Below are 20,677 nucleotides of genomic sequence, written 5' to 3' on the forward strand. Positions count from 1 at the left end.
GGCCCTGCGATCTGGCGACCTGATGATTGCAAGTCAAAGCAGGCGCCCCCGATAAGGCGTTGCCGGGAAAAGTGCTGCGCTTGGGTTCAGTTCGCACGCGGCGGCTTGCCAGCCGGGACCTGAAGTCGCAACGGCTTGGCCGGGGCCGGCTTCGTCAGACCGGGAACCACCTGCATCTCCTTTTCTTCCGGCTCACCGCTGCCGGACTTGAAGCCACCGGCGCCACCGCCGAAGGTGACATTGGCTTGCGGTGTGCAGCGATGCTTCCAGACAGCCTCATCGAGTGTCTTCCAGGGCCCCCAGGCCGGGCTGCCCGCCGTCCGGACCCGCGCCTGGAGGCTCAGCGGATGTTCGATGCTCTTGTTCAAGGTCTTCCAATCGCTGTTCAGCGGGTGGGCCAGACGGGCTTTCAGCGGATACTTGAAATCGTAAAGACCCGGCGCGCCGCCGCCTTGATAGGCAATCACCGGCGAAATCTCGACCTTCGTCATGCCATCCTTGACGATGAACTGAAGCTCACCCTCGCCATTGCCGCTGTAGTGGATGCGGATCTTCGGATCCTGCACCGGCGGACACTTACCGGTGTAGTGCGGCATGTTCGGCTGAAAGCGCGCAGTGGTCAGCGCGAAGGGCTGGCCATGATTGAGCTGGCCCAGGTTGTGGCCCTTCAGGGCAGTGTTCATCCCCGCGACTGCCGGATCGCCCTTGTACTTGACGGTGATCTCATCCGCCCAGTGCGCCACCGCGGGACGGCCCTGGCCCAGACCCATGGTGTTGACCTTTCCGAACGTCTTCTTCTCCGGCTCACTGCACCAGGCGACGAAGGACAGCTGCACGGGGACCTTGAAAAAGCGGTCTTCACGCAGGAAGACCGCCGCGCTGCCGCCCTGCGCAACGAACTCCTCAAGCTTTTCCTGGAAGATCGCTGCCGCATCGAAGGCGACGGAAGGGGGCCCGTTCTCGATCTGGCTCAGGGGCACCTTGAGGGTATGGGTGACGGTCTTCTTGTTGGGCGAACCGTGATGCTCGAATCCCACCTTGTACAGGCTCTCCGTCTCGTTGAGGCTCCAGTCCGGATTGACTTTTGCCGTACCGAAGTGATGTTCCGATCGGATGTATCTCGCATCCTCGATGCATTTGACTTCACCGATCATGTCGAAATAGACGTGTGTGGCCGTCGGCTGCACATTCGCGCCCGCGACGGTCTTGACCACTCCCAGGTTCTCCAGAACCACGCTCGGGTTGAGCCCCGGCCCCCGGTGCAGGGAAATGCTCTCGGCGTACTGCCCGATCGCGTTGGCACCGGCCGGACTCCCGAATCCCACCCCGAGCAAAACGATGGCGCAAACGGCGCGCTGTAGCTGATGTCTTCTTGTCATTGCGTTGGTCTCCCTTGGTCATGTTGCCGCGACCTGCTGACAACGGGTTCCCATGGGTCGATCACAGACGCTGGAAGGTTCTAAAACCGCGCCTCAAAACCTGAGTTTTGGGAATAGGATTCTCATCGTAAGCACGAGCGCCAGCCGGCTCGCCGGCAACGCGGAACGGAACACCCGCATCCACGCGGTCCTCAGCATGGAGAGCATGTCTGAGACCTGCTAACGGCCTTGCGCCGACTTGGGATCAGCCGTGGACTGGATCAACGTGTAGAGCGCGGAAGCGGCGGGCGAGGCTGCCGTCGGCGTGCGATAGGCGTAGTAATTGACGTCAGGAAGCGGCGGCAGCCCCTCCTCCGCACCCAGAATGCGCGTTTCCGCGAAGAACGAGCTCTCGGTGCGCACCGTGACGCCAAGGCCCGCAGCTACGCAAAGACGGACACCGGCCAGGCTGGGGGAGGTGAAGCGCTCGACATGGGAGATTCCACTCAGGTCGAGCGCCGCAAGGGCGATGCGACGAAACATGCTCGGCTCGTCCGCCAGGATCAGCGGCAGCGGCATCTTCGGATCGTGCCGGTAGCCTGCGCCCGCAATCCAGAGGGAGGGGAGCGTCGCGATCAAAGCGCCGTCGTACTTGTCGTTGCGACGCGTCGAAAGGGTCACGTCGAGCCGCCCCTCCCCCAACATGGCCATCAGGGCGGGACTGCGGTCGACATAGACCATCACCCTGATATGGGGCCAGTCTTCGGCAAAATCGGCCAGGATCCGCGGCAACAGTTCCTCGGCCACCTCCTGCGGCGCGCCGATCGTCACAACCCCGCTTTCCGTTGCCCGGTCGGTCGCCGCCAGGGCATGACCGACCAGGGAAACGATTTCGCGACCGTAAGTCACCAGGGTGCGGCCGGCAGAGGTGAGTTCCCGCCGCCGGCCGACGGTCTCGAACAACGGCTTGCCGACCCGTTCTTCCAGCTTCTGCATCTGTTGGGTGATCGCGGACTGCGTACGCCCCACGCGCGCCGCAGCGGCTTCGAAGCTGTTCTCCTCGGCGATGGCGATCAACGCCTTCAAATGGCTCACCTGAATGTCCCGGGGCATGCGGGGGTCCTCACCATGCACGTTAGGTCGGTTCAAAATATCACTAAACCTGATATATTTCTTATTATTTCTAACTATTTCTAATGATTGTGAGGTGCTAAGCCTTCCCCTGTCCCCTCGCCGAGCCGGGTTGCAGACGCTTGGACGGACAAGAAAGCAAGAAAGAACGCAGAAGACGGGAGGAAGAAGGGTGAAAAAAGCAATCGCGCTCGTCGCATCATGCCTGATGGCCGGCACGGTCGGTGCCGCGGCGGCGTCGGACTTTCCCGCGAAGGACATCGATCTCATCGTGCCGTTCGCGCCAGGCGGCGGGGTCGACACGACATCGCGCATCATCGTGGAGACCGCGAATACTTTGATTGAAGGGGCTGAGTTCAATGTCGTGAACCGGGCCGGCGGCGGCGGCGTTGTCGGGCAGACCTTCGCCTCGAAAGCGGCGCCGGACGGCTACACCGTCCTGGCCATGACAAGCTCGGTCGTCACCAACCCCAAGCTCAAGGGGGCCTCTTACTCCATCGACGATTTCGTGCCGGTCGGCCTCTACAATCTCGATCCCAGCGTCATCGTCGTGCCTGCCGGTTCGCCCTTCGAGACCGCCGAACAGTTCATCGCCGCAGCAAAACAGGCACCGCTCAACATCGTCATTGCCGGCATCGGCACCTCCCACCACATGGGCGGTCTCGCCATCCAGCAGGTGACCGATGCCCAGTTCAACTATGTTCCGACCAAGGGCTTCGGACAGCAGCTGCAGGCGGTTCTCGGCGGCCATGCCGACGGCGCGCTCTGGCCGCTCGGCGAAGCCGCCAACCATGCAAAGACCGACAGTGTGCGCATTCTGGCGATCGCCTCCGACGCGCGCGACGAAACCTTCCCGGATGTGCCCACCTATCAGGAAGCGGGCATCGACATAGAGATCTGGGCGACCTTCCGCGGCTGGTCCGTACCGAAGGGCACGCCGCCGGAGGTGGTGACCGCGCTTTCCGGGTTGCTGCGGAAGACTTACGAGACGCCGGCCTACAAAGAGAAGATGTCGGAAGCCGGATACAAACCCGTCTTTCGGGGCGCCGACGGCTTTCTGCAGATCGTCAACAGCTACGCCACTCTGACCTCGACCATCATCGAGGAAAGCGGCCTGGCGCAGTAAGCACACCCCTCACAAAGCGGCGCGACCCGCCAGGTTCTGGGCGGATACCCGGACTGGCGGGTCGCTCGTCAGCGGTTTCCGCCGCCGGCGACTTCTTCAATCGGCGATTTCTGCCCTTAACGACTTCTGACCGCGCAAGGTGTCATGAGACCTCACAGCGATCTCTGGATCGGCGCAGTGCTCGCCGGCATCGGCCTTTGGGCCTTCTGGGAAGCGAGCGGCTTCGACGCGCGGTCAAGCACCTATCCGATGATCGTCGCCGGTCTGCTTGCAGCATCGGGCGCGGGCATCGCGGGGATGAGCCTGGTGCGCGGCGCGCCGCCGGTCGCGCTCGCCGCGCCGCTTCGGGCAGCGCTTCCCGCCGGCGGGATCATTGCCGCCTGGGCGGCGGCGCTCGGCTTCGGCCTCGGTTTTCTTCTGCCGACGCTGCTGATGCAGATCGGCCTGCTCTGGCTCAGCGGCATGCGGGGCGTCCTGCGCATTCTCGGCACCGCGCTCCTGATCACCGTTGCAGCCTACGCCCTCTTTGTCGCCGGGCTCGAAGTCCCGCTGCCCCGGTCCCGCGTTCCCGGGTTGATTTAGGGCGCTGGCGATGGAGGTAATCGCGCTCGGGTTCTCCACGCTCTTTGCGCCCAGCGTTGTCCTGATGCTGGCGGCCGGCGTTCTCGCGGGCCTCGTCGTCGGCTCCATTCCCGGTATCAACGACAACATCGCCTTTGCGGTCTTCATCCCCTTTTCCTTTGCCATGCCGCCGGAACAGGCCCTTGCCCTGATGGTCGGCGTTTACTGCGCCGCCGCTGCCGGGGGCGCCATTCCCGCCATCATGATCAAGGTTCCCGGAACGGCCTCGGCCCTTCTCACCGCCGTGGACGGCAATGCCATGGCGCGCCAGGGCCTGGCCGGCAAGGCGCTTTCCATCGCGGTCACGTCGTCGGTGGTCGGCGGCATCGCCAGTTCCCTCGTCCTGCTTGTCTTCGCGCCGACCCTGGCGCTCTTCGCGCTGCGCTTCGGCTATGTGGAAAACTTCGCCCTGGCGATCCTCGGCCTGTCCAGCGTTGTCGGGCTGCTGTCGGCCAATGTGCTCAAAGGGGTGATCTCTGCGCTTATCGGCCTTCTTACGGCCACCGTCGGCTTCAGCCTTGTAACCGGCTATCCGCGCTATACCTTCGACAACATCAATCTCATCGAAGGCATTCCCTTTGTCCCGCTTCTCGTCGGCCTTTTCGGCGTCGCCGCGATGTTCGAGCTTCTGGTCGACATCTGGAACGAGCGGCGCAGCGGAAAGGCCGTAAGCAGCCTCCCGCTCATCGACTCACTGAACCTCGGACGGGCGCTTGCCCGGCGTCTGATGCCGGTCTGGTCCCTGAGCGCGACCATCGGCAACCTGATCGGCGTCCTGCCGGGCGCGGGCATGCTGATGGCGATTTTCCTCTCCTATGACCAGGCCGCCCGCCGCTTTCGACGCCGCTTCGCTGGAAAGGCCGGCGAAAAGCCCTGGGGCGAGGGCGCGCCGGAAGGGATCGCCGCACCGGAGGCGGCGAACAGCGCCGTGACGGCCAGTTCCATGGTTCCGCTCCTCTCCCTGGGCATTCCGGGAAACTCGACATCGGCGCTGTTCATCGGGGCCTTGGCCATCCACGGCATGGTGCCCGGCCCCCTGCTCTTCACCCAGCACGGCCATATCGCCTGGATGATCATCGTTGCCTTCCTGATCGCCAACCTCCTCCTCTGGCCTGCGGCCTTCATCGTCATCAAGTCGGTCTCGCGATCGGTCTTCGCGATCCCGAAAGAAGCCCTGGTCGGGGTGATCGCGCTTCTCTGCCTGCTCGGCGCCTATGCCGACGGCGCCAACAGCTTCAACATCTGGGTCGCCCTCATCGCCGGCTTCGTCGCCTATGGGATGCGCCTTGCGCAGATCCCTCTCGGCCCGGCGATTCTGGGGCTGGTTCTCGGACCGCAGTTGGAAAGCTCCCTCTCCAACGCTCTGTCGATCTCGGGCGGAAGCTGGCTCGTCTTCGTCGATCCGGTAAACCATCCGATCAGTGCAGCGATGCTGGCCCTTGCACTGCTGTTCTGGCTTCTGGCCATTCACGGCTGGTGGCGGCAGAGTAGGAGGCGGCCCATTGCGCCGCCGCCTCAAAGTGGCCCTTCATCATCCTGATCGACGCAGAGGACCGTCTCATGAGCACGCATGCCGACATACGCAATGCACTGACCGCGCAACTTCTCGCCGATACGCGCTCCAGCCTGCAGGAAGGTGCGCTGACCCGGGACAAACTCGCCGCCATCAAGGGCAGCCTCTATACCCTGGCGCAACGGAGCGAACTTTGGGGCGAGACCGACTTTCCCGCACCGGACGCAGGAGAACAGCAGAACCGCTTTCTCATCGCGCAGGAGCCCGGCGAGGGCATTTCGCTCTATCTGAACGTCATGCGGCCGGGCAAGAAGATACCGCCGCATAACCATACCACCTGGGCCTGCGTCGCAGCCGTCGAAGGCTCCGAGCACAACACGCTCTATGACCGGGTCGACGACGGCTCTCTGCCGGGAAAGGCCGAGCTTCGCGCCCGGGAGGTCATCGAACTCAAGCCCGGGAACGCCATCGCCATGATGCCCGACGACATTCACAGCGTTGAGATCAAGGGCGAGCGGATCATCCGGCATCTGCACTACTACGGGCGCCCGCTCGAGACGCTGACGGAGCGGATCACCTTCGATCTCGAGCAGGGCACCTGCAAGACCATGGACATTGGCGTGAAGACCAAAACCTGAGGCGAGCGGCAGTCATGTACATCTCGGCAGAGACCCTGAAACCTCAGCTGACCGATGGCGGCGAGATCGCTTTCATTGATGTGCGCGAGCACGGGCAGTACGGCGAGGGGCACCCCTTCTTCTCCGTGAATATCCCTTACAGCGTTTTCGAAGCGCGGATCGCTGCGCTGTTACCCTGCCGCTCCGTGCGCTGCGTTCTTCTCGATGACGGCGACGGGACGGCGGAAAAGGCGGCCAGTGTGCTGAGCGCCATGGATTATTCCAGTGTCCAGGTCCTGCAGGGTGGCGCCGCCGCATGGACGGCAGCGGGGTTCACGCTGTTCAAGGGCGTCAACGTGCCCTCGAAGGCTTTCGGCGAACTGGTCGAACACGATCTGGGGACGCCGTCGATTTCGGCGGAAGACCTCAGGCGCCTCCAGGAACGCGGGGAACCCGTGACGGTGCTGGACGGCCGCGCGCCCGATGAGTTCCGCAGGATGTCGTTGCCCGGCGCACGCTCCTGCCCCAATGCGGAACTCGCATACCGGCTGAAGCAGATCGTCGCCGACCCCACCACCCCCATCGTGGTCAACTGCGCCGGGCGCACGCGCTCCATCATCGGCGCGCAGACCCTGCGCGAACTGGGGACCGCAAACCCGGTCTTCGCCCTACGCAACGGAACCCAGGGCTGGCGCCTGGCCGGCTTCGAGCTCGATCGGGGTATGACTCCCGACGCTCTGCCCGTTCCGACCGCCGCGGAGCTTTCCGCGACCCGGCGTCAGGCGGACAAGCTGATCGAGGATTTCGGCCTCGCCACGGTCGACCGCGACACGCTGCAGGCCTGGCAGGCCGATGACGAACTAACCACCTACCTGTTCGACGTGCGCACGCAGGAGGAGTACGAACGGGCCCACCTGCCCGGCGCGCGTCATGCGCCCGGCGGCCAGCTCGTGCAGGCAACCGACGAGAAAGTAGCGGTGCGCGGCGCACGCATCGTTCTGAGCGACGACACCCGCCTGCGGGCCGCGACAAGCGCGCTCTGGCTGACAGGCATGGGCCATCGCGTCTGGATCCTCGACGAAGACGCCTCGAAGGGCAGCGCCAGGGGGCCGGAGGAAGCAGACGGCGGCATCGGCAACACGATGGGATTGGACGACCTGAAAACAGCGACTTCCGCAGGCGCAGTCCTTCTCGATGCCTCGCGCGGCATGGACTATCGCAGCGCCCATGTCGACGGAGCCCTTTGGGCGACGCGTGCCCGGCTTGACCGGCTCCAACTGCCGAAGGGAACCCCGATTGTCGTGACGGGCCGGTCACGAACCCTGATGGCCGGTGTGATGAAAGACCTCACGGCCATGGGATATGACAGCCTCGATTGCGTGCAGGGAACGCCCGAGTCCTGGCAGGCCGCCGGCCTGGCACTGGCCCAGACGCCAGGCGTCCCGAGCGAGGCGGACTGCATCGACCATCTCTTTTTCGTCCATGACCGCCATGACGACAACTTCGAGGCGTCGCGCCGTTACCTGGCCTGGGAACTGGGCCTGCTGGATCAGCTCGACCCGCAAGAACGCGCCGTTCTCAATCCCCGGCGCGTGCGGCGCGCGGAAACGGCCTGAAGCGTGCGCCGCGAAACCAGACTCCTGCACTACGGGCGTCCGCCTCTGCCGGGGCCGGCCAACCCACCGGTCATGCGTGCCTCGACGATACTGCATGACACGGTCGGCAGCTTCAGCGACACCCGCTCCAAGCGGGAGAGCGACGACCATGTGCTGTCCTATGGGCGCCGGGGCACGACGACGGCGCATGAACTGATGGCCGCCATTGCCGACCTTGAAGGCGGGGAGGCCTGCTATCTCTTCCCCACCGGGGTGGCGGCGCTGGCGTCGAGCCTGTCGGCTTTTCTGGGCAGCGGGGATCACCTCCTCGTCGTTGACACGGCATTTCACGCAACGAGAACGCTGTGCGACCGCGTTCTCAGCCGCAATGCTGTTACCGTCGACTATTTCCCCGCAGGCGCCACGGACCTGAGCGCCTGGGCGCGGCCCGAGACGAAAGCGGTCCTCGTCGAATCGCCGGGCTCCGGCAGCTTCGAAGTGATGGACCTGCCGCGGCTGACGGGCTGGGCGGACACGCGGGACCTGGTTGTCATCGCCGACAACACCTACGGATCGGCCTGGCTCTATCAGCCCCTGCAACTCGGCTGCCATGTCTCGGTGGTCGCCGGAACGAAGTATCTCAGCGGTCACGCCGACGTCATGATGGGCGCCGCCACGGCAAACCGCAGGGCTGCCGCACGGCTGCGTGAAGCGGTGATCGCCACGGGCCAGACGCTTGCCCCCGACGATGCCTACGCCACCCTGCGCGGCATGCGCACCCTCAACCTGCGCCTGGAACGTCATGAGCGCAATGCCCTAGACCTGGCCGACTGGTTCGCAGAGCGCCCGGAGGTGATGTCGGTGCTCCATCCAGGCCGGCCCGACCATCCCGGCGCCGCGCTCTGGAAGCGCGATGCCAGAGGCTGCAACGGGCTGTTTTCGGTCATCTTCAAAGAGGGCTTCCCGCTCAACGGCTTTCTGGATCGCCTTCGGTTTTTCGCCATCGGGACGTCATGGGGCGGGTTCGAGAGCCTCGCCCTGCCGATCGACCCGCGCAAAGGCCGGCTTGACGGCCACCGGCTTCCGGCCGGGCCGGCCGCGCGCTTCCACGCCGGCCTGGAGCATGTCGACGATCTGATGGAAGACCTGGCGCAGGGGATGGCCGCAGTCCTGTCGAGATAGGGACCCGCGCGTCCCGTCTGCCTGTCGAGTCCGCACAGGAAACTGCGGCCGACCGCCGGGTTCGGAACACGCCCCCGAAGATCTGCCCTAGGAGGCCAGCCTCTCTATCCGGCCCGCATCGCTCGCAATGCCGTCGTCGAAGAGCGACGCGATCTCGTTGGCCGGCAAGCCTGCGACGTCAGCCAGGACCTCCTCGGTGTGCTCACCCAGTCTGGGTGCGGCCTTGGGCTGCTGGCGTTCCAGCGACGAGAACGACAAAGGCGAACCCGGGACGGGATAGCGTCCAATCCCCGGCTGATCGAGCTCTGAAAAGAGCGGGTTCTCGGTCGTCAGATCAGGGTCCTGTTCGACCGCTTCGGCAAAGCTGCGAAAGACCGACCAGGTCAGGCCGGCGGCATTGAAGGCGTCCTCGAAATCGGCCAGCCTGCGTGCGGCGAACCATGGGCCGAGAATGCCGGTGATCTCATGGCGCATCTTCCAGCGCACCCCTTCGTCACTGAGGTCCACGCCATGCGTGCGCTCTAGGGCGGCCATGCTCTCCGAGGTGCCCGTGACCTCGACGATCTTGCGCCACTGCCGCTCGGTCAGGCCGATCACCATCACCCGGCGACCGTCCCTGCAGAGGAAATCCTGTCCGTAGGCGCCATAGAGCGCGTTCCCGCACTTGCCCCGGTTCTCACCGTTGACGGCCACCTCAGCGATGATCCCGAGATTGCCCAGCATGGCGGCCGCAACGTCCTTGAGCGTCAGGTCGACGGCCTGGCCTTCGCCACTGCGAAGCCGGCGGCGTTCGGCGGCAAGAAGGCCGGATACCACCATGTTTCCGGCAATACAGTCCCAGGCCGGCAGCGCGTGAGCGACCGGCTCACTGCTGCCTTCCGGTCCGGTTGCATCGGGAAAGCCGATGGACGGGTTTATCGAATAGTCGACGGCCGGGCGCCCATGGCGGTCGCCAAGCAACGACACCATGCACAGGTCGGGGCGCGCCTGAGAAAGGGATTCGTAGTCCGTCCAACCGGGAACCCGCAGGTTGGTGATAAACAGTCCTGCATCCCTTCCGGGCGCGGCGATAATCTCACTGGCGATCTCCCGTCCCCGCGGCGACTTTATGTCGATGGCGACGGAGCGCTTTCCCTTGTTGAGGCCTGCCCAGAACAGGCTTTCCCCGGACCTCGTCACCGGCCAGCGGCTGTAGTCCAGCCCGCCTTGGGGCCGGTCGATGCGGATCACGTCCGCGCCCATCTGGGCGAGCGTCATGCCCGCCAGCGGGACGGCAACGAAGGCCGAACTCTCGATCACCCGCATTCCATGGAGAACACCGTTCATCAGTCCCACTCCATCTTCGCTTGCAGACCTTGATGCCCCGCTGCAGCGCCGGCGCAGAGGGCGATCGCCCGCTCGCCGGGCAGGCGCGATCCCAAGAGGCGCAGAGGTCCGTCGTTGAACATCGGATGCACACCGCGGAACGCGAAGCCTGCCGGTCGCATGGCGGTGTGACGACAGGCGGCTTCGATCAGCAGGGTCGCCTGAAGCGGCCCGTGCACGACGAGGGCCGGATACTTCTCGACGTCGCGGGCATAGGGAAGGTCGTAGTGGATGCGATGGGCATTGGCGGTCGCTGCGGAGTAGCGGAACAGCCGCGCTTCATTGATCGCCACGGTCTCGTCGAACACGGTGTCCTCAGGCAACGGAACCGCCTTGGGCGGTCGGAAGCGATCGGGAATGTTCAGATAGACGATGTCCTGTGTTTCTTCGATCCTCCCGCCGTGCTCGCCTTCGATCACATGGCCGACACGCACGAAGACCATCGGCCCCGCCGCGCCCGCCTTTTCCGTGACCGACAGGATTTCGGACTGCCGATGCAGCGGTTCAGCGATCCTGAGATCACCCGAAAACGTCAGGCGGCCTGCCGCCCACATCCGCCGTGAAAACCCCAGCGGCGGCAGGAACTTTCCGAGCGCGGGATGACCGTCCCGCCCCAGTTCCGCAAGGGGCACGAAGTCCGGAAAGGCCGCCCAGTGCCACAGCCAGGGCATGGCTGAGCCGGGTCGGATCTCGACAGGAGCCGACGTCGGATGGCCGACGGCGGCGCCCAGCATGCCGGCCAGTTCGGGCGTGAGCGCGCCCCGGCGCTCTTCCCGGCGCCCCACCCAGGCCTGTGCGTCCTGCGTGATCGCATCGGGGCGGAGCGCTGCGGCCTCGCTCATGCCGCGGCCTGCTTCACCAAAACGGCGGCAACGGTCTCGCCCATCACCGAAGGGTTGGCGGCGACGGTGATGCCCACGGCACTCAGCAGTTCGACCTTCTCCTGCGCACTCTCTCCGAAAGCGGAGATGATCGCGCCGGCGTGACCCATCTTGCGGCCCTTCGGGGCTGACAACCCGGCGACATAGGCGACCACGGGCTTGGTCATGTGATCGCGGACGAAGGCTGCAGCCTCGGCCTCCTGCGGCCCCCCGATTTCCCCGATCATCATGACCGCGTCCGTTTCCGCATCCGCTTCGAACAGCTCGAGGATGTCGCGGAAAGACGAACCGTTGATCGGGTCGCCACCGATTCCGACCGACGTCGACACGCCGATGCCCAGTGCCTGCATCTGGCTCGCAGCCTCATAGCCAAGCGTCCCCGACCGTCCGACAATACCGACCCGGCCGGGCGCATAGATGTGGGGCGGCATGATGCCCATGAAGGCCCTGCCGGGGGAGATGACCCCGGCACAGTTCGGCCCGATCAGCCGCATCTTCCGCTCCTTCGGGTAGCGGCGCAGGAACCGTTTGACGCGCATCATGTCCTGGGCCGGGATTCCGTCGGTCACGCAGACTGCCGTGCGGATGCCGGTATCCGCCGCTTCCATGATGGCGTCGGCAGCAAAGGGGGGCGGCACGAAGAGCAGGCTGGCTTCCGCGCCGGTTGCCTCGACGGCCTGACGCACGGTGTCGAAGACCGGACGGTTCAGCACCGTCGTTCCACCTTTGCCCGGAGTGACGCCTGCAACGACCCGGCTGCCTGCCTCGATCATCTCCTGGGTGTGGAACTGCCCGATGCGCCCCGAGATCCCCTGCACCACGATCTTCGTCGTCTCGTCAACCAGGATGGCCATGGCGGATCTCCCTCAGGCGGCGGCGGACTGGTCGCAGGCCGCGACGGCGGCCGTCGCCGCCTCGCCCAGCGTGGCGGCCGCAACGATTGGCAGTTCGGACCCCTGCAGGATCGCGCGGCCTTCGCGAACATTCGTTCCGGCCAGACGAACGACCACGGGTACGGTCACGTTCAGGTCGCGATAGGCCTGAATGATCCCGTTGGCGATCCAGTCGCAGCGATTGATGCCGGCGAAGATGTTTATGAGAATCACGCGGACCTTCGGGTCCGACAACACCGTGCGGAACGCCTGGCAGACCCGCTCGGGGCTCGCGCCGCCGCCGATGTCCAGGAAGTTCGCCGGCTCTCCCCCCGCAAGCTTGATCATGTCCATGGTGGCCATGGCAAGGCCGGCACCGTTGGTGATGCAGCCGATATCCCCGTCAAGCCCGACATAGGCCAGACCGCTGTCGCCGGCCATGGCTTCCCGCGGGTCTTCCTGGCTCGGGTCGCGCAGGGCGGCGACTTCGGGCCTGCGATAGACCGCGTTGGTATCGAAGCTCATCTTGGCATCGAGTGCCACGAGCTCGCCGGCCTCGGTGATGACCAGCGGATTGATCTCGACCATGAGCGCATCGAGGTCGCGGTACGTGCGGTAGCAGGCCCGCAACACCGCGACCATCTGCGCGATCTGTCCTCCCTTCAGGCCGAGCGAAAAGGCGAGTTCGCGGGCCTGGTACTCCGCAAGCCCGACTGCCGGATCGACCACCATGCGCCGCAGGCTGTCGGGATCTTCCATCGCCAGCTCCTCGATCTCCATGCCGCCGTGCGCCGAGGCAACGATCATGATCCGTTCGGACTTCCTGTCCAGCACGAGGCCGAGGTAGAGTTCCTGGCGGATACCCGTGGCGGCCTCGACCCAGACGCGATAGACGCCTTTTCCGGTCGAGTCCGTCTGCCGCGTCACCAGTTGCCTGCCGAACAACGTGGCCGCATATGACCGCACCTCGTCTTCGGACCGGCATAACCTGACACCGCCCGCCGCCCCGCGGCCGCCGGAGTGGATCTGCGCCTTCACGACCCAGGCATCGCCGCCCAGTTCGCGGGCGCGGTAGCCTGCCTGCTCGGGGCTGTAGGCCAGGCCGCCGCGCGGCACCGGAACGCCAAGGCCCGACAGGATCTCCTTGGCCTGGTACTCATGAATGTCCATGGAACGCCTCCCGCCCGCTGCGGTCAGGGTTATGCGGCCGCCAGCGCGGCCTGGGGCTCGAACTGCGCGCCATGGGCATACCATTCCTGAGCGGCGCCTACGCCGGACCCCAGCTGCAGATCACAGCCCGCACGGGACAGCGCCATCTCCGCAATCCCAAGGGCCGCAAGGCACATGCCTTCGTTCAGGTCGCCCAGATGCCCGATACGGAAGGCCTTGCCCGCCAGAAGCCCGAGGCCCGACCCGAAGGAGGTGTTGTAGTCCTCATAGGCGATCCGCAGCACCTCGCGCGCATCGATGTGTTCGGGCGTTCGCACCGCGGAGACCGTGTCGGAGTAGAGGGACGGATGCTCCGCCACGAGGCCCAGCCCCCAGGCGGCAATGCCCCGGCGCACGCCCTCGGCGAGCCGCCGGTGGCGCGCGATGACGTTGTCCAGGCCCTCGGCCTGGATGCGGTCGAGGGATTTGCGCAGTCCGTGCAGCAGCTGGGTCGGCGGCGTGTAGGGGAAGTAGCCGTCGGCGTTCATCCTCAGCATGTCGGAAAACTCGAAGTAGGCGCGCCGCATCGTGGCGGTCTTCGAGGCCTGGAGGGCCTTTTCGCTGACAGCGAGGATACCGAGCCCGGCGGGCAGCATCAGCCCCTTCTGGCTGCCGGTCACGGCAAGGTCGACGCCCCAGTCGTCCATCCTGAAATCGATGGATGCGACGGAGGACACGCCGTCGACGAACAGCAAGGCATCGTGAAAGCTCTCGTCCAGCGCGCGGCGCACCGCCGCCACGTTCGCGGTCACGCCGGTCGCCGTTTCGTTGTGGGTGACGAAGACGGCCTTGATCTCGTCCGCGACATCCGCGGCCAGGCGGCGGGCGTACTCCGCCTGGGGCACACCCTCGCCCCAGGGGACGTCGATCACCTCGACGTCCAGGCCAAGCCGCTCGGCCATTTCCACCCAGAGCGTCGAAAACTGGCCGAAGCGGGACATCAGCACCTTGTCCCCAGGATTCAGCGTGTTGGTGATCGCCGCTTCCCAGGCGGCACTGCCCGATCCGGGATAGATCATCACGGATCCGGACGTGGTCCTGAAAACCGCCTTGAGGTCGGCGAACAACCCCAGGGTCAGCGCCCCGAAATCGGGGGCGCGCATGTCCTGCATCGGCACGTTCATCGCCTGACGAACGGCTTCCGGCACATTTGTCGGTCCGGGAATGAAAAGGTGGGCGTGGCCAGTCTGCATAACGGCGTTTCCTCCTTGTTATCAGCCGGACGATGCCCGCGCCGGGCCGAAACGCGAAACAAAAACGGGTCTTGCTGTGGATGCGAAATTCCACAAATTTACAAATTTGTAAAATTGTGGAATCTCCGGTATAACCGGCCATGCTCAAGACTTTCATCGGACCCAGGCTGCGGCGCCTTCGGGTCGAGAACGGGCAGACCCAGGCGCAGATGGCAAAGGCGCTGGGGATCAGCACGTCCTACGTGAATCTGCTGGAGAAGAACGAGCGCAGCGTTTCCGTTCCGGTGCTTTTGAAGCTGCTGGAAAGCTATGACGTGGACTGGCGCGAGATCGCCGAGGACGACAGCTCCGCGGTCCTCGCCGACCTTCGTGGCGCCCTGCAGGACCCCATTTTCGATACGGGGCGGCCCGATCTGCCGCAGCTGCGGGCGGCCCTGACCCACAGCCCTGACCTGGCGACCAGCTTTCTCAGGCTCCATCGCGCCTATCTGGCGGCGACCGACCAGCTGATGAGCGTATCGGGCGCCGGAGAACCGGCCCAATCGCTCCAGGCGACCTCGCCGGAGGCCGCTGTCCTCAACTTTTTCCGACAGCATCAGAACTACTTCGAAGATCTTGAGAAGGCCGCAGAGGGCTTTTGGGGCGGGCAGCGTGTCACCGCCGACGATGTCTATGCCGGTGTCAAAAAACGCCTGCAGGACCAACTGGGCCTGCATGTGCGCCTCGTCCCGGTGAGCGAGATGCCGGCCACGCTGCGCGAGTACGATGAGGAGCGGCGGGAGGTCCGGTTGTCGGAAGCCCTCGACCATCCGAACCGGGTCTTCCAGCTTGTTCATGTCTCCGCCCTTCTGGAGCAGCGCGATGTCATCGATGGGCTCTTGTCGAAGTCCAGGCTCGACAATGCCAACGGCCTTGCCCGCTGCCGGGTGGAGCTTGCCAACTACTTCGCGGCGGCCGTCCTGATGCCCTACCGGCCGTTCATGACCGAGGCGCTGGAGAGCAAGTATGACTTCGATCATCTTGCCACGCGCTTTGGTGTCAGCTTCGAGCAAGCCTGTCACCGCGCCACCACATTGCAACGGCGGGGCGCAAGGGGCGTGCCGTTCTTCTTCCTGCGCATCGACAAGGCCGGGAACGTGACGAAGCGGTTCAACGCCACGGACTTCCACCTTGCGGAGTACGGCGGTGCCTGCCCGCGGCTGGATGTCCATACATCCTTTCGGACGCCCGGCCGCATTCTTTCCCAGCTTGTCGAGATGCCGGACTCCAGCCAGTACTTCGTGATTTCCCGAACCGTCGACCGGCCGAGCTTCGCCCGCCAGCATCAGGACGTGCGCCTTGCCGTCGCAATGGGCTGCGGCACCGAGCACATCGGGTCAATCTGCTATGCGGACCAACTGGGCGTTCCCGCCGCGCACACGACGAAGATCGGCATCAACTGCCGGGTCTGCCCCCGCATCGACTGCGATCAGCGCGCGCACCATGCTCTTGTGCTGTCCGGCCCCGTCGATGAACGCCGCCGCGGCGCCACCCGGTATTCTTCCTAGGATCCAGCGCCGCCGGATTCAGGCGCCCCTTAGCGGCCGCTTTGCGGCAAAGGTCCGGCGATGCCGGGCGCGCGCGCCTGGCTACACCAGCGTCCCAAGGTTCAGGTCGCCCTGATCGAGGTTGCCGGCGACGTTGGTGACGGTCGCCAGAACCGTGTCGAAGACTGCGCTGAAGCACATCTCAACACCCCGGCAGTTGATCACAGGTCCCACCTTAAGTGCTCAATCACAGGTCCCACCTTAAGTGCTCAATAGGTCCGGGGTTAGCTAGTCGAGAGCGTATGCCAAGCCGTCATTCCACCAGATCCGATCCCCCCTTCAGCCACGCTGGCTTTCAGCTTGCATATTGCGGTAGAGACCTCATCAAGCGCATGTTTCGTCGACTTAGGATCTTCCGCAGCATCTCCATGCGCTAAGACAAATGCGCCGACATTCTCCTACGAGCAAGCTTTGTGGTCGCAACACTCGTATGTTGACTCGATTAGGTCGCAATCCCGGCGAAGTCTGTCAAGGCAGGTTGAGCCTACACATGTAGTAGCCTCCCCTTTCTGCCATGACATGTTATTCTGCGGCTTCAATGCACTCAAGGTAGGCGTTGCAACTCGAACATTGGGCCTCAGACCAACCGACCGACCGACTGAGGCCGTTCAAAGCCCAACACAAGCAATCCAGCCGGAGTAGCCAAAGCCGCAAAGCTTTCGTCTGCAATCTCCTAAGCAAACAACTCGGAAACCTTTTGCGGACTATGAGAGAGCATACGGAACGAAGAAGGACAAACAAGGCGAAGTGTGGTTTTGGCCTCGGGGCATCCCGACAATCATGGGATGATAGTCACCCCTATCCCAAAGAATCTCGAGCCTGAGCGGAAAGGGAAAGGAAGAAATCTGAAGCGTACGACTACCAACTTGGCAACGTTCAACACTGTGACACTTACGGCAACGTCATTGGCTGATCAGAGACAGGCCTTATCCCGGATGCCCGATCGATGATGAAGTCTGCCACCAGCGCCGAATCGTATTTCGGGAAGATTGTCTCGCACTTCTCCGCTTGTTGCTTTGCGTAAATGGCCAATGACGCCCGCGACTGATGGGCAATTCTACTAAGCAAGTCGCGGAGTTCGGTCAGGTCAGATACCGACCATAGCGCCACATCGCGTGCCTCTACGGATCGACGCCGCACTTGCGTTACGGCTTCTTCTGCGTCTGTGTAGAGGCTTATCGTAGGAACCCCTAGAGAAGAAGCCTCAACCCCAACATTCGACTTGCCGCAGACTAGAACGTCAATGCTGGCAAAAAACTCCCGCAGAGAAATCTCATTGTGGTCCCAAAGCACGACATTGTTAAATGACTCGAGGTGGCGAGCAATGTGCTCTTTATCATTTCCAGGAGGGTGCCCCTTCACGAGGAAGCATCCGCCCACTTCATTGACGACCTTTGCCAGATCTTGGAGAAAGTCATACTGCCGGTTGCAGGGATATCCTACTATGAGACTGCCGTGCCTTTCGTTGCTGAAAGGCGGTTCTTGGGAAAGCTGTGGCCACCCCGACACATAGATCGAGGTATCGGAGTTCCGGCGTCTTACATCAGCTGCACAAAGGTTTGAATAGACTATCGCGGAATCAAAGCAAGATAGGTCGTATAGCTTAAAAAGATCGCCAAGTTCCCTGAACCATGAGGTATGAGCCATAAAGATGGTTTCGATACCTGCTGCACGCGCTGCAATCACCGGAGCTACGACGAGGCGGGACTTCGGGCGTGGGGCAACTACGCATAAGGGTGCAGTTGCTTGAAACTGATACACTAGCCATTCGGTCGCGCCAAGGTGCGCCTCGGCCATCCGTCGTGCGAAGGTAGTGAAGGCAAAACACTGCGTCCTGGTGTAACCAGAATCAGCCAAAACGCTGCAAATCACTTGGAGATCTTGGTTCCAAATTCTTAGTGCGGCTTTCACACTCTCTGACGGCAAGATCGGAATGTCGTCGAAGCCAACAAACCGCAAGCCCTGCACGTCTTTCTTCGAGCGGGCGATGGTGCGCATGAAAGCAGCCTTAACAAGGAAACAGGCCTCTATCCCACGTGCTTTAAGCGCACGGGCGGCTGGCAACATCGAGTTCAGATTGTTCTCGATTGACGCAACAAACAATACCTTTCCATGTATACTAGTCATAGTCCGTCGGGAGGTGGACTTTCGCCTGAGCAGCCGCTTTATCCGATGCGGCAAGCAACCCCACAGCACTCTGTGCCACTTATTAGTGAGTATCTGATTCTCTAATGCAAAAACGATGTCCTTTTCCAGTAGATCGTACACCAGCTGTCCATTGTAGCGTGCACGCAAGGCATTTCGATCGATCTGCAAGGTGGCGTGCAGGTGAGGTGCACGACGCAGAGCCCTCTCTGGATTGCTGCGGAAGCGGTTCAGCATTTGAAGGCCGCAGATAGATGCAATGCTGTAGCGCTCGAGTCGTTCGCCGCAGCTAGAAATTTTCTCCACTCATCTTCAGCAACATAACCACCTCGGCTCTCAACTTCGGCCAATAGGCAGAGATTCCGCAAGCAAATCCAGCGAATGCCAGAGGAAAGCTCCTGAACTGAACGCAGTGTTTGATGGCCTGCCTCTGCCAAGTAGGCTTCCAAAAACGCTGCGACGCTTGGCACGGCGTCTTCCAGCCGGTGAACGCCATCGCAGCAAATTCGCTGGACAATCATAACAAGATCAACCATGGGAGGAAGCCAGCTCACAGCGGCTGTTTCGAAATCGATGAATGTTGGCGCGGCCGTATCGTTATCAAACAATACATTGCCACGGTTCAAGTCACCATGCACGATTTGCCCGTTGGCTGGAATTGCAAAGGGTTCTCCAATGCTGAGCGCCAATGCTTGCAGTTCAGCAGGGTCAGGGCCAAGAGGGCCGGAGCCAGCGATGATCTCTGCATGGCGAACTGAAAGCATTCTCATCCGTTCCGCTGAAGCTGCCTCCACTTGTCGATCAAGCGAAGTGTTGCGCCAGGCACAGTGTAGAAGAGCCAGGGCCCGACCCAACTGGCTCATGTCGTTCTGGCCAGCGTTACAATACCGGGCCGGAACATACGAATAGATACCGATAACCGGCCCCCTTGGCGTGAGCATCCATTCAGCCGGCGGTAACACCGCGGCGCCAGCCGCAAATGCGGCAGCAGACAAGCGGTCAGCAAACTGGTGTTGTTGGAGTTCTTCTGCAGGAAGAACCTTGAGGAATGCCGCGCGGGAGGGGCCAATCACGCGAAAATGTCCATATGGATGCTTTGCGGCGGTCGTCAGCCGAGAGACCCTTCCAGTGATGCCAGTGGCCTCCTTCAGCCAATCTGCCGTAGCAGCATTGGCCTCCTCAAAGATGGGCACATCACCCTCAAAAGAACCGAAAGCTGGCTCTCTAGGCAGCCAATGGTTCGACATCGCGCCATGTGATGGGTGTTCCCGGCGGCAATGCCCGGCGTACACGCCAGCCCTCAATGATGCCCCAGTGTTCTACGCCTATGCCTTTCGCTGGAAAAGCAAAGCCTGCGGTATCCAACGTGATGAGTTCTCCTTCTGCCAGCTCGCGCTTTGCAACGAGCCCCATGCGGGAAAGCTTCTTCTGCTGCACCGGCGGCAATTGCGGACAACCGAGACCGCGGAAGATGGTATTGCATGTTCTCAGCACTTCCGCGAACTGACTGACCGGGATCGCATGAGCGACGTCCTGATCATCTGACGTGCCATCCGGATATACTCCTTTTTCTAACACGCTGGCATTGAGAGCGGCAGCTGCATACATCATCTCAGGCCCGGCGTGATGGTCGGACAAACCAACCAGACAATCAAATGTGTTGGATAGCACATCCAGAACACGGAGATTTTGCTGGTCAATTTCGGTAGGAGGGGGAGGAGGACTGTGCTCCACGATCAGTTTGAGTTCTCCTTCCTCACGAGCCCAACCGACAGCACGTGTAACTTCAGCCATCGTTGAACGGCCGGTATCAATGATCATAGGTAGTCCCATACGAGCGACATATCTGATCAGAGGTTCGTGAACCACGTTTGAGGTAGCAATCTTCAGTGCCGCTGCTTTCAAGTCGTAAGCAAAATCAGCACCGACAAAATCATATACCGAAACCACAAAGGAAAGTTGCCGCCGATTGCACTCTGAGAAAAGCTCCTCGTACTTGGACAGAGGCAGGACCTTTCTCTCAATAAGAGCTCTATAGCGCTCAGAGACAGTGTGACGTCTGTTTGGCGCGTAGTAGGTCTCAAAAGTCTGATCATCCAGGCAAACATCGGGATCGTGCAGCAGTTCTCCTTTTATGAGCTCAGCGCCGGCGGCCTGAAGCCCGTCAACTAGTCTGAACGCCGCTGCAAGGTCCTGGTTAAAGAAAGTGCCTATGTCTGGCAGTAGCAAAGGCGGATGTCCGGGTCCGAGCATGCGCTCCCCGATCTTAAAGCCGCCCACCGG

Annotated in this window: 17 protein-coding genes; 7 read left to right on the forward strand and 10 right to left on the reverse strand. The window is 62.8% G+C overall.

Annotation, left to right across the window (positions count from 1 at the left end):
• Positions 1-86 precede the first annotated feature (86 nt).
• Together ACO06P_RS08375 and ACO06P_RS08380 are read right to left on the reverse strand one after the other, a co-directional pair.
• Positions 87-1,379 (reverse strand): hypothetical protein, encoded by a 1,293-nt coding sequence (locus tag ACO06P_RS08375; protein ID WP_420349553.1) that lies wholly within the window; start codon positions 1,377-1,379, stop codon positions 87-89.
• Positions 1,380-1,598: 219 nt separating this feature from the next.
• Complete coding sequence (locus ACO06P_RS08380; RefSeq protein WP_420349554.1) at positions 1,599-2,471, reverse strand: LysR substrate-binding domain-containing protein; 873 nt, start codon at positions 2,469-2,471, stop codon at positions 1,599-1,601.
• Between the two features lie 190 nt (positions 2,472-2,661).
• Between ACO06P_RS08380 and ACO06P_RS08385 the strand changes: the two genes are divergently transcribed.
• The 6 genes from ACO06P_RS08385 (at position 2,662) to metC (ending at position 9,143) form a co-directional block, all read left to right on the forward strand.
• Entirely contained in the window at positions 2,662-3,615 is a 954-nt protein-coding gene (locus ACO06P_RS08385) for a Bug family tripartite tricarboxylate transporter substrate binding protein (RefSeq protein ID WP_420349555.1), read from the forward strand.
• Between the two features lie 177 nt (positions 3,616-3,792).
• Positions 3,793-4,197 carry a tripartite tricarboxylate transporter TctB family protein gene (locus ACO06P_RS08390; protein WP_420349556.1) on the forward strand — a complete coding sequence of 135 codons (405 nt, stop codon included), beginning with the start codon at positions 3,793-3,795 and terminating at the stop codon, positions 4,195-4,197.
• Between the two features lie 10 nt (positions 4,198-4,207).
• On the forward strand, positions 4,208-5,776 hold the full coding sequence (locus ACO06P_RS08395; RefSeq protein WP_420349557.1) for a tripartite tricarboxylate transporter permease: 1,569 nt from the start codon (positions 4,208-4,210) through the stop codon (positions 5,774-5,776).
• Positions 5,777-5,796: 20 nt separating this feature from the next.
• The gene (locus ACO06P_RS08400; protein ID WP_420349558.1) at positions 5,797-6,387 is read left to right on the forward strand and encodes a hypothetical protein; all 591 of its coding nucleotides are present in this window, start codon (positions 5,797-5,799) and stop codon (positions 6,385-6,387) included.
• A 14-nt stretch (positions 6,388-6,401) separates the two neighbouring features.
• Positions 6,402-7,982: a rhodanese-like domain-containing protein gene (locus ACO06P_RS08405; RefSeq protein WP_420349559.1), complete on the forward strand. Its 1,581-nt coding sequence runs from the start codon at positions 6,402-6,404 to the stop codon at positions 7,980-7,982.
• A 3-nt stretch (positions 7,983-7,985) separates the two neighbouring features.
• On the forward strand, positions 7,986-9,143 hold the full coding sequence (gene metC / locus ACO06P_RS08410) for a cystathionine beta-lyase (protein ID WP_420349560.1): 1,158 nt from the start codon (positions 7,986-7,988) through the stop codon (positions 9,141-9,143).
• Positions 9,144-9,230: 87 nt separating this feature from the next.
• On the opposite strand, the gene ACO06P_RS08415 is transcribed toward metC, so the two are convergent.
• Genes ACO06P_RS08415 through ACO06P_RS08435 form a run of 5 tightly spaced genes read right to left on the reverse strand, consistent with a single transcriptional unit; the run spans position 9,231 to position 14,663 of the window.
• On the reverse strand, positions 9,231-10,469 hold the full coding sequence (locus ACO06P_RS08415) for a CoA transferase (protein WP_420349561.1): 1,239 nt from the start codon (positions 10,467-10,469) through the stop codon (positions 9,231-9,233).
• Positions 10,469-11,350 (reverse strand): FAS1-like dehydratase domain-containing protein, encoded by an 882-nt coding sequence (locus ACO06P_RS08420; RefSeq protein WP_420349562.1) that lies wholly within the window; start codon positions 11,348-11,350, stop codon positions 10,469-10,471. The genes ACO06P_RS08415 and ACO06P_RS08420 overlap by 1 nt, the downstream gene beginning before the upstream one ends.
• Complete coding sequence (gene sucD / locus ACO06P_RS08425) at positions 11,347-12,243, reverse strand: succinate--CoA ligase subunit alpha (RefSeq protein ID WP_420349563.1); 897 nt, start codon at positions 12,241-12,243, stop codon at positions 11,347-11,349. Before sucD ends, ACO06P_RS08420 begins: the two co-directional genes overlap by 4 nt.
• A gap of 12 nt (positions 12,244-12,255) precedes the next feature.
• Entirely contained in the window at positions 12,256-13,431 is a 1,176-nt protein-coding gene (locus ACO06P_RS08430) for a malate--CoA ligase subunit beta (RefSeq protein ID WP_420349564.1), read from the reverse strand.
• 29 nt (positions 13,432-13,460) lie between these two features.
• A complete protein-coding gene (locus tag ACO06P_RS08435) occupies positions 13,461-14,663 on the reverse strand; it encodes a pyridoxal-phosphate-dependent aminotransferase family protein (RefSeq protein ID WP_420349565.1) in 1,203 nt (400 codons plus the stop codon).
• A gap of 140 nt (positions 14,664-14,803) precedes the next feature.
• Between ACO06P_RS08435 and ACO06P_RS08440 the strand changes: the two genes are divergently transcribed.
• The gene (locus tag ACO06P_RS08440) at positions 14,804-16,210 is read left to right on the forward strand and encodes a helix-turn-helix domain-containing protein (RefSeq protein ID WP_420349566.1); all 1,407 of its coding nucleotides are present in this window, start codon (positions 14,804-14,806) and stop codon (positions 16,208-16,210) included.
• Between the two features lie 930 nt (positions 16,211-17,140).
• On the opposite strand, the gene ACO06P_RS08445 is transcribed toward ACO06P_RS08440, so the two are convergent.
• From ACO06P_RS08445 to ACO06P_RS08455, 3 genes are read right to left on the reverse strand one after another with little or no spacing between them, the layout of a single operon-like run.
• Positions 17,141-18,631, reverse strand: a complete 1,491-nt coding sequence (locus ACO06P_RS08445; protein WP_420349567.1) for a hypothetical protein — start codon at positions 18,629-18,631, stop codon at positions 17,141-17,143.
• Complete coding sequence (locus tag ACO06P_RS08450) at positions 18,625-19,641, reverse strand: phosphotransferase (protein ID WP_420349568.1); 1,017 nt, start codon at positions 19,639-19,641, stop codon at positions 18,625-18,627. The genes ACO06P_RS08445 and ACO06P_RS08450 overlap by 7 nt, the downstream gene beginning before the upstream one ends.
• Positions 19,619-20,674 (reverse strand): N-acetylneuraminate synthase family protein, encoded by a 1,056-nt coding sequence (locus ACO06P_RS08455; RefSeq protein ID WP_420349569.1) that lies wholly within the window; start codon positions 20,672-20,674, stop codon positions 19,619-19,621. The genes ACO06P_RS08450 and ACO06P_RS08455 overlap by 23 nt, the downstream gene beginning before the upstream one ends.
• Between the last annotated feature and the right edge of the window lie 3 nt (positions 20,675-20,677).

It is taken from the genome of Pelagibius sp. (assembly GCF_965227505.1).
Lineage (GTDB): Bacteria > Pseudomonadota > Alphaproteobacteria > Kiloniellales > Kiloniellaceae > Pelagibius.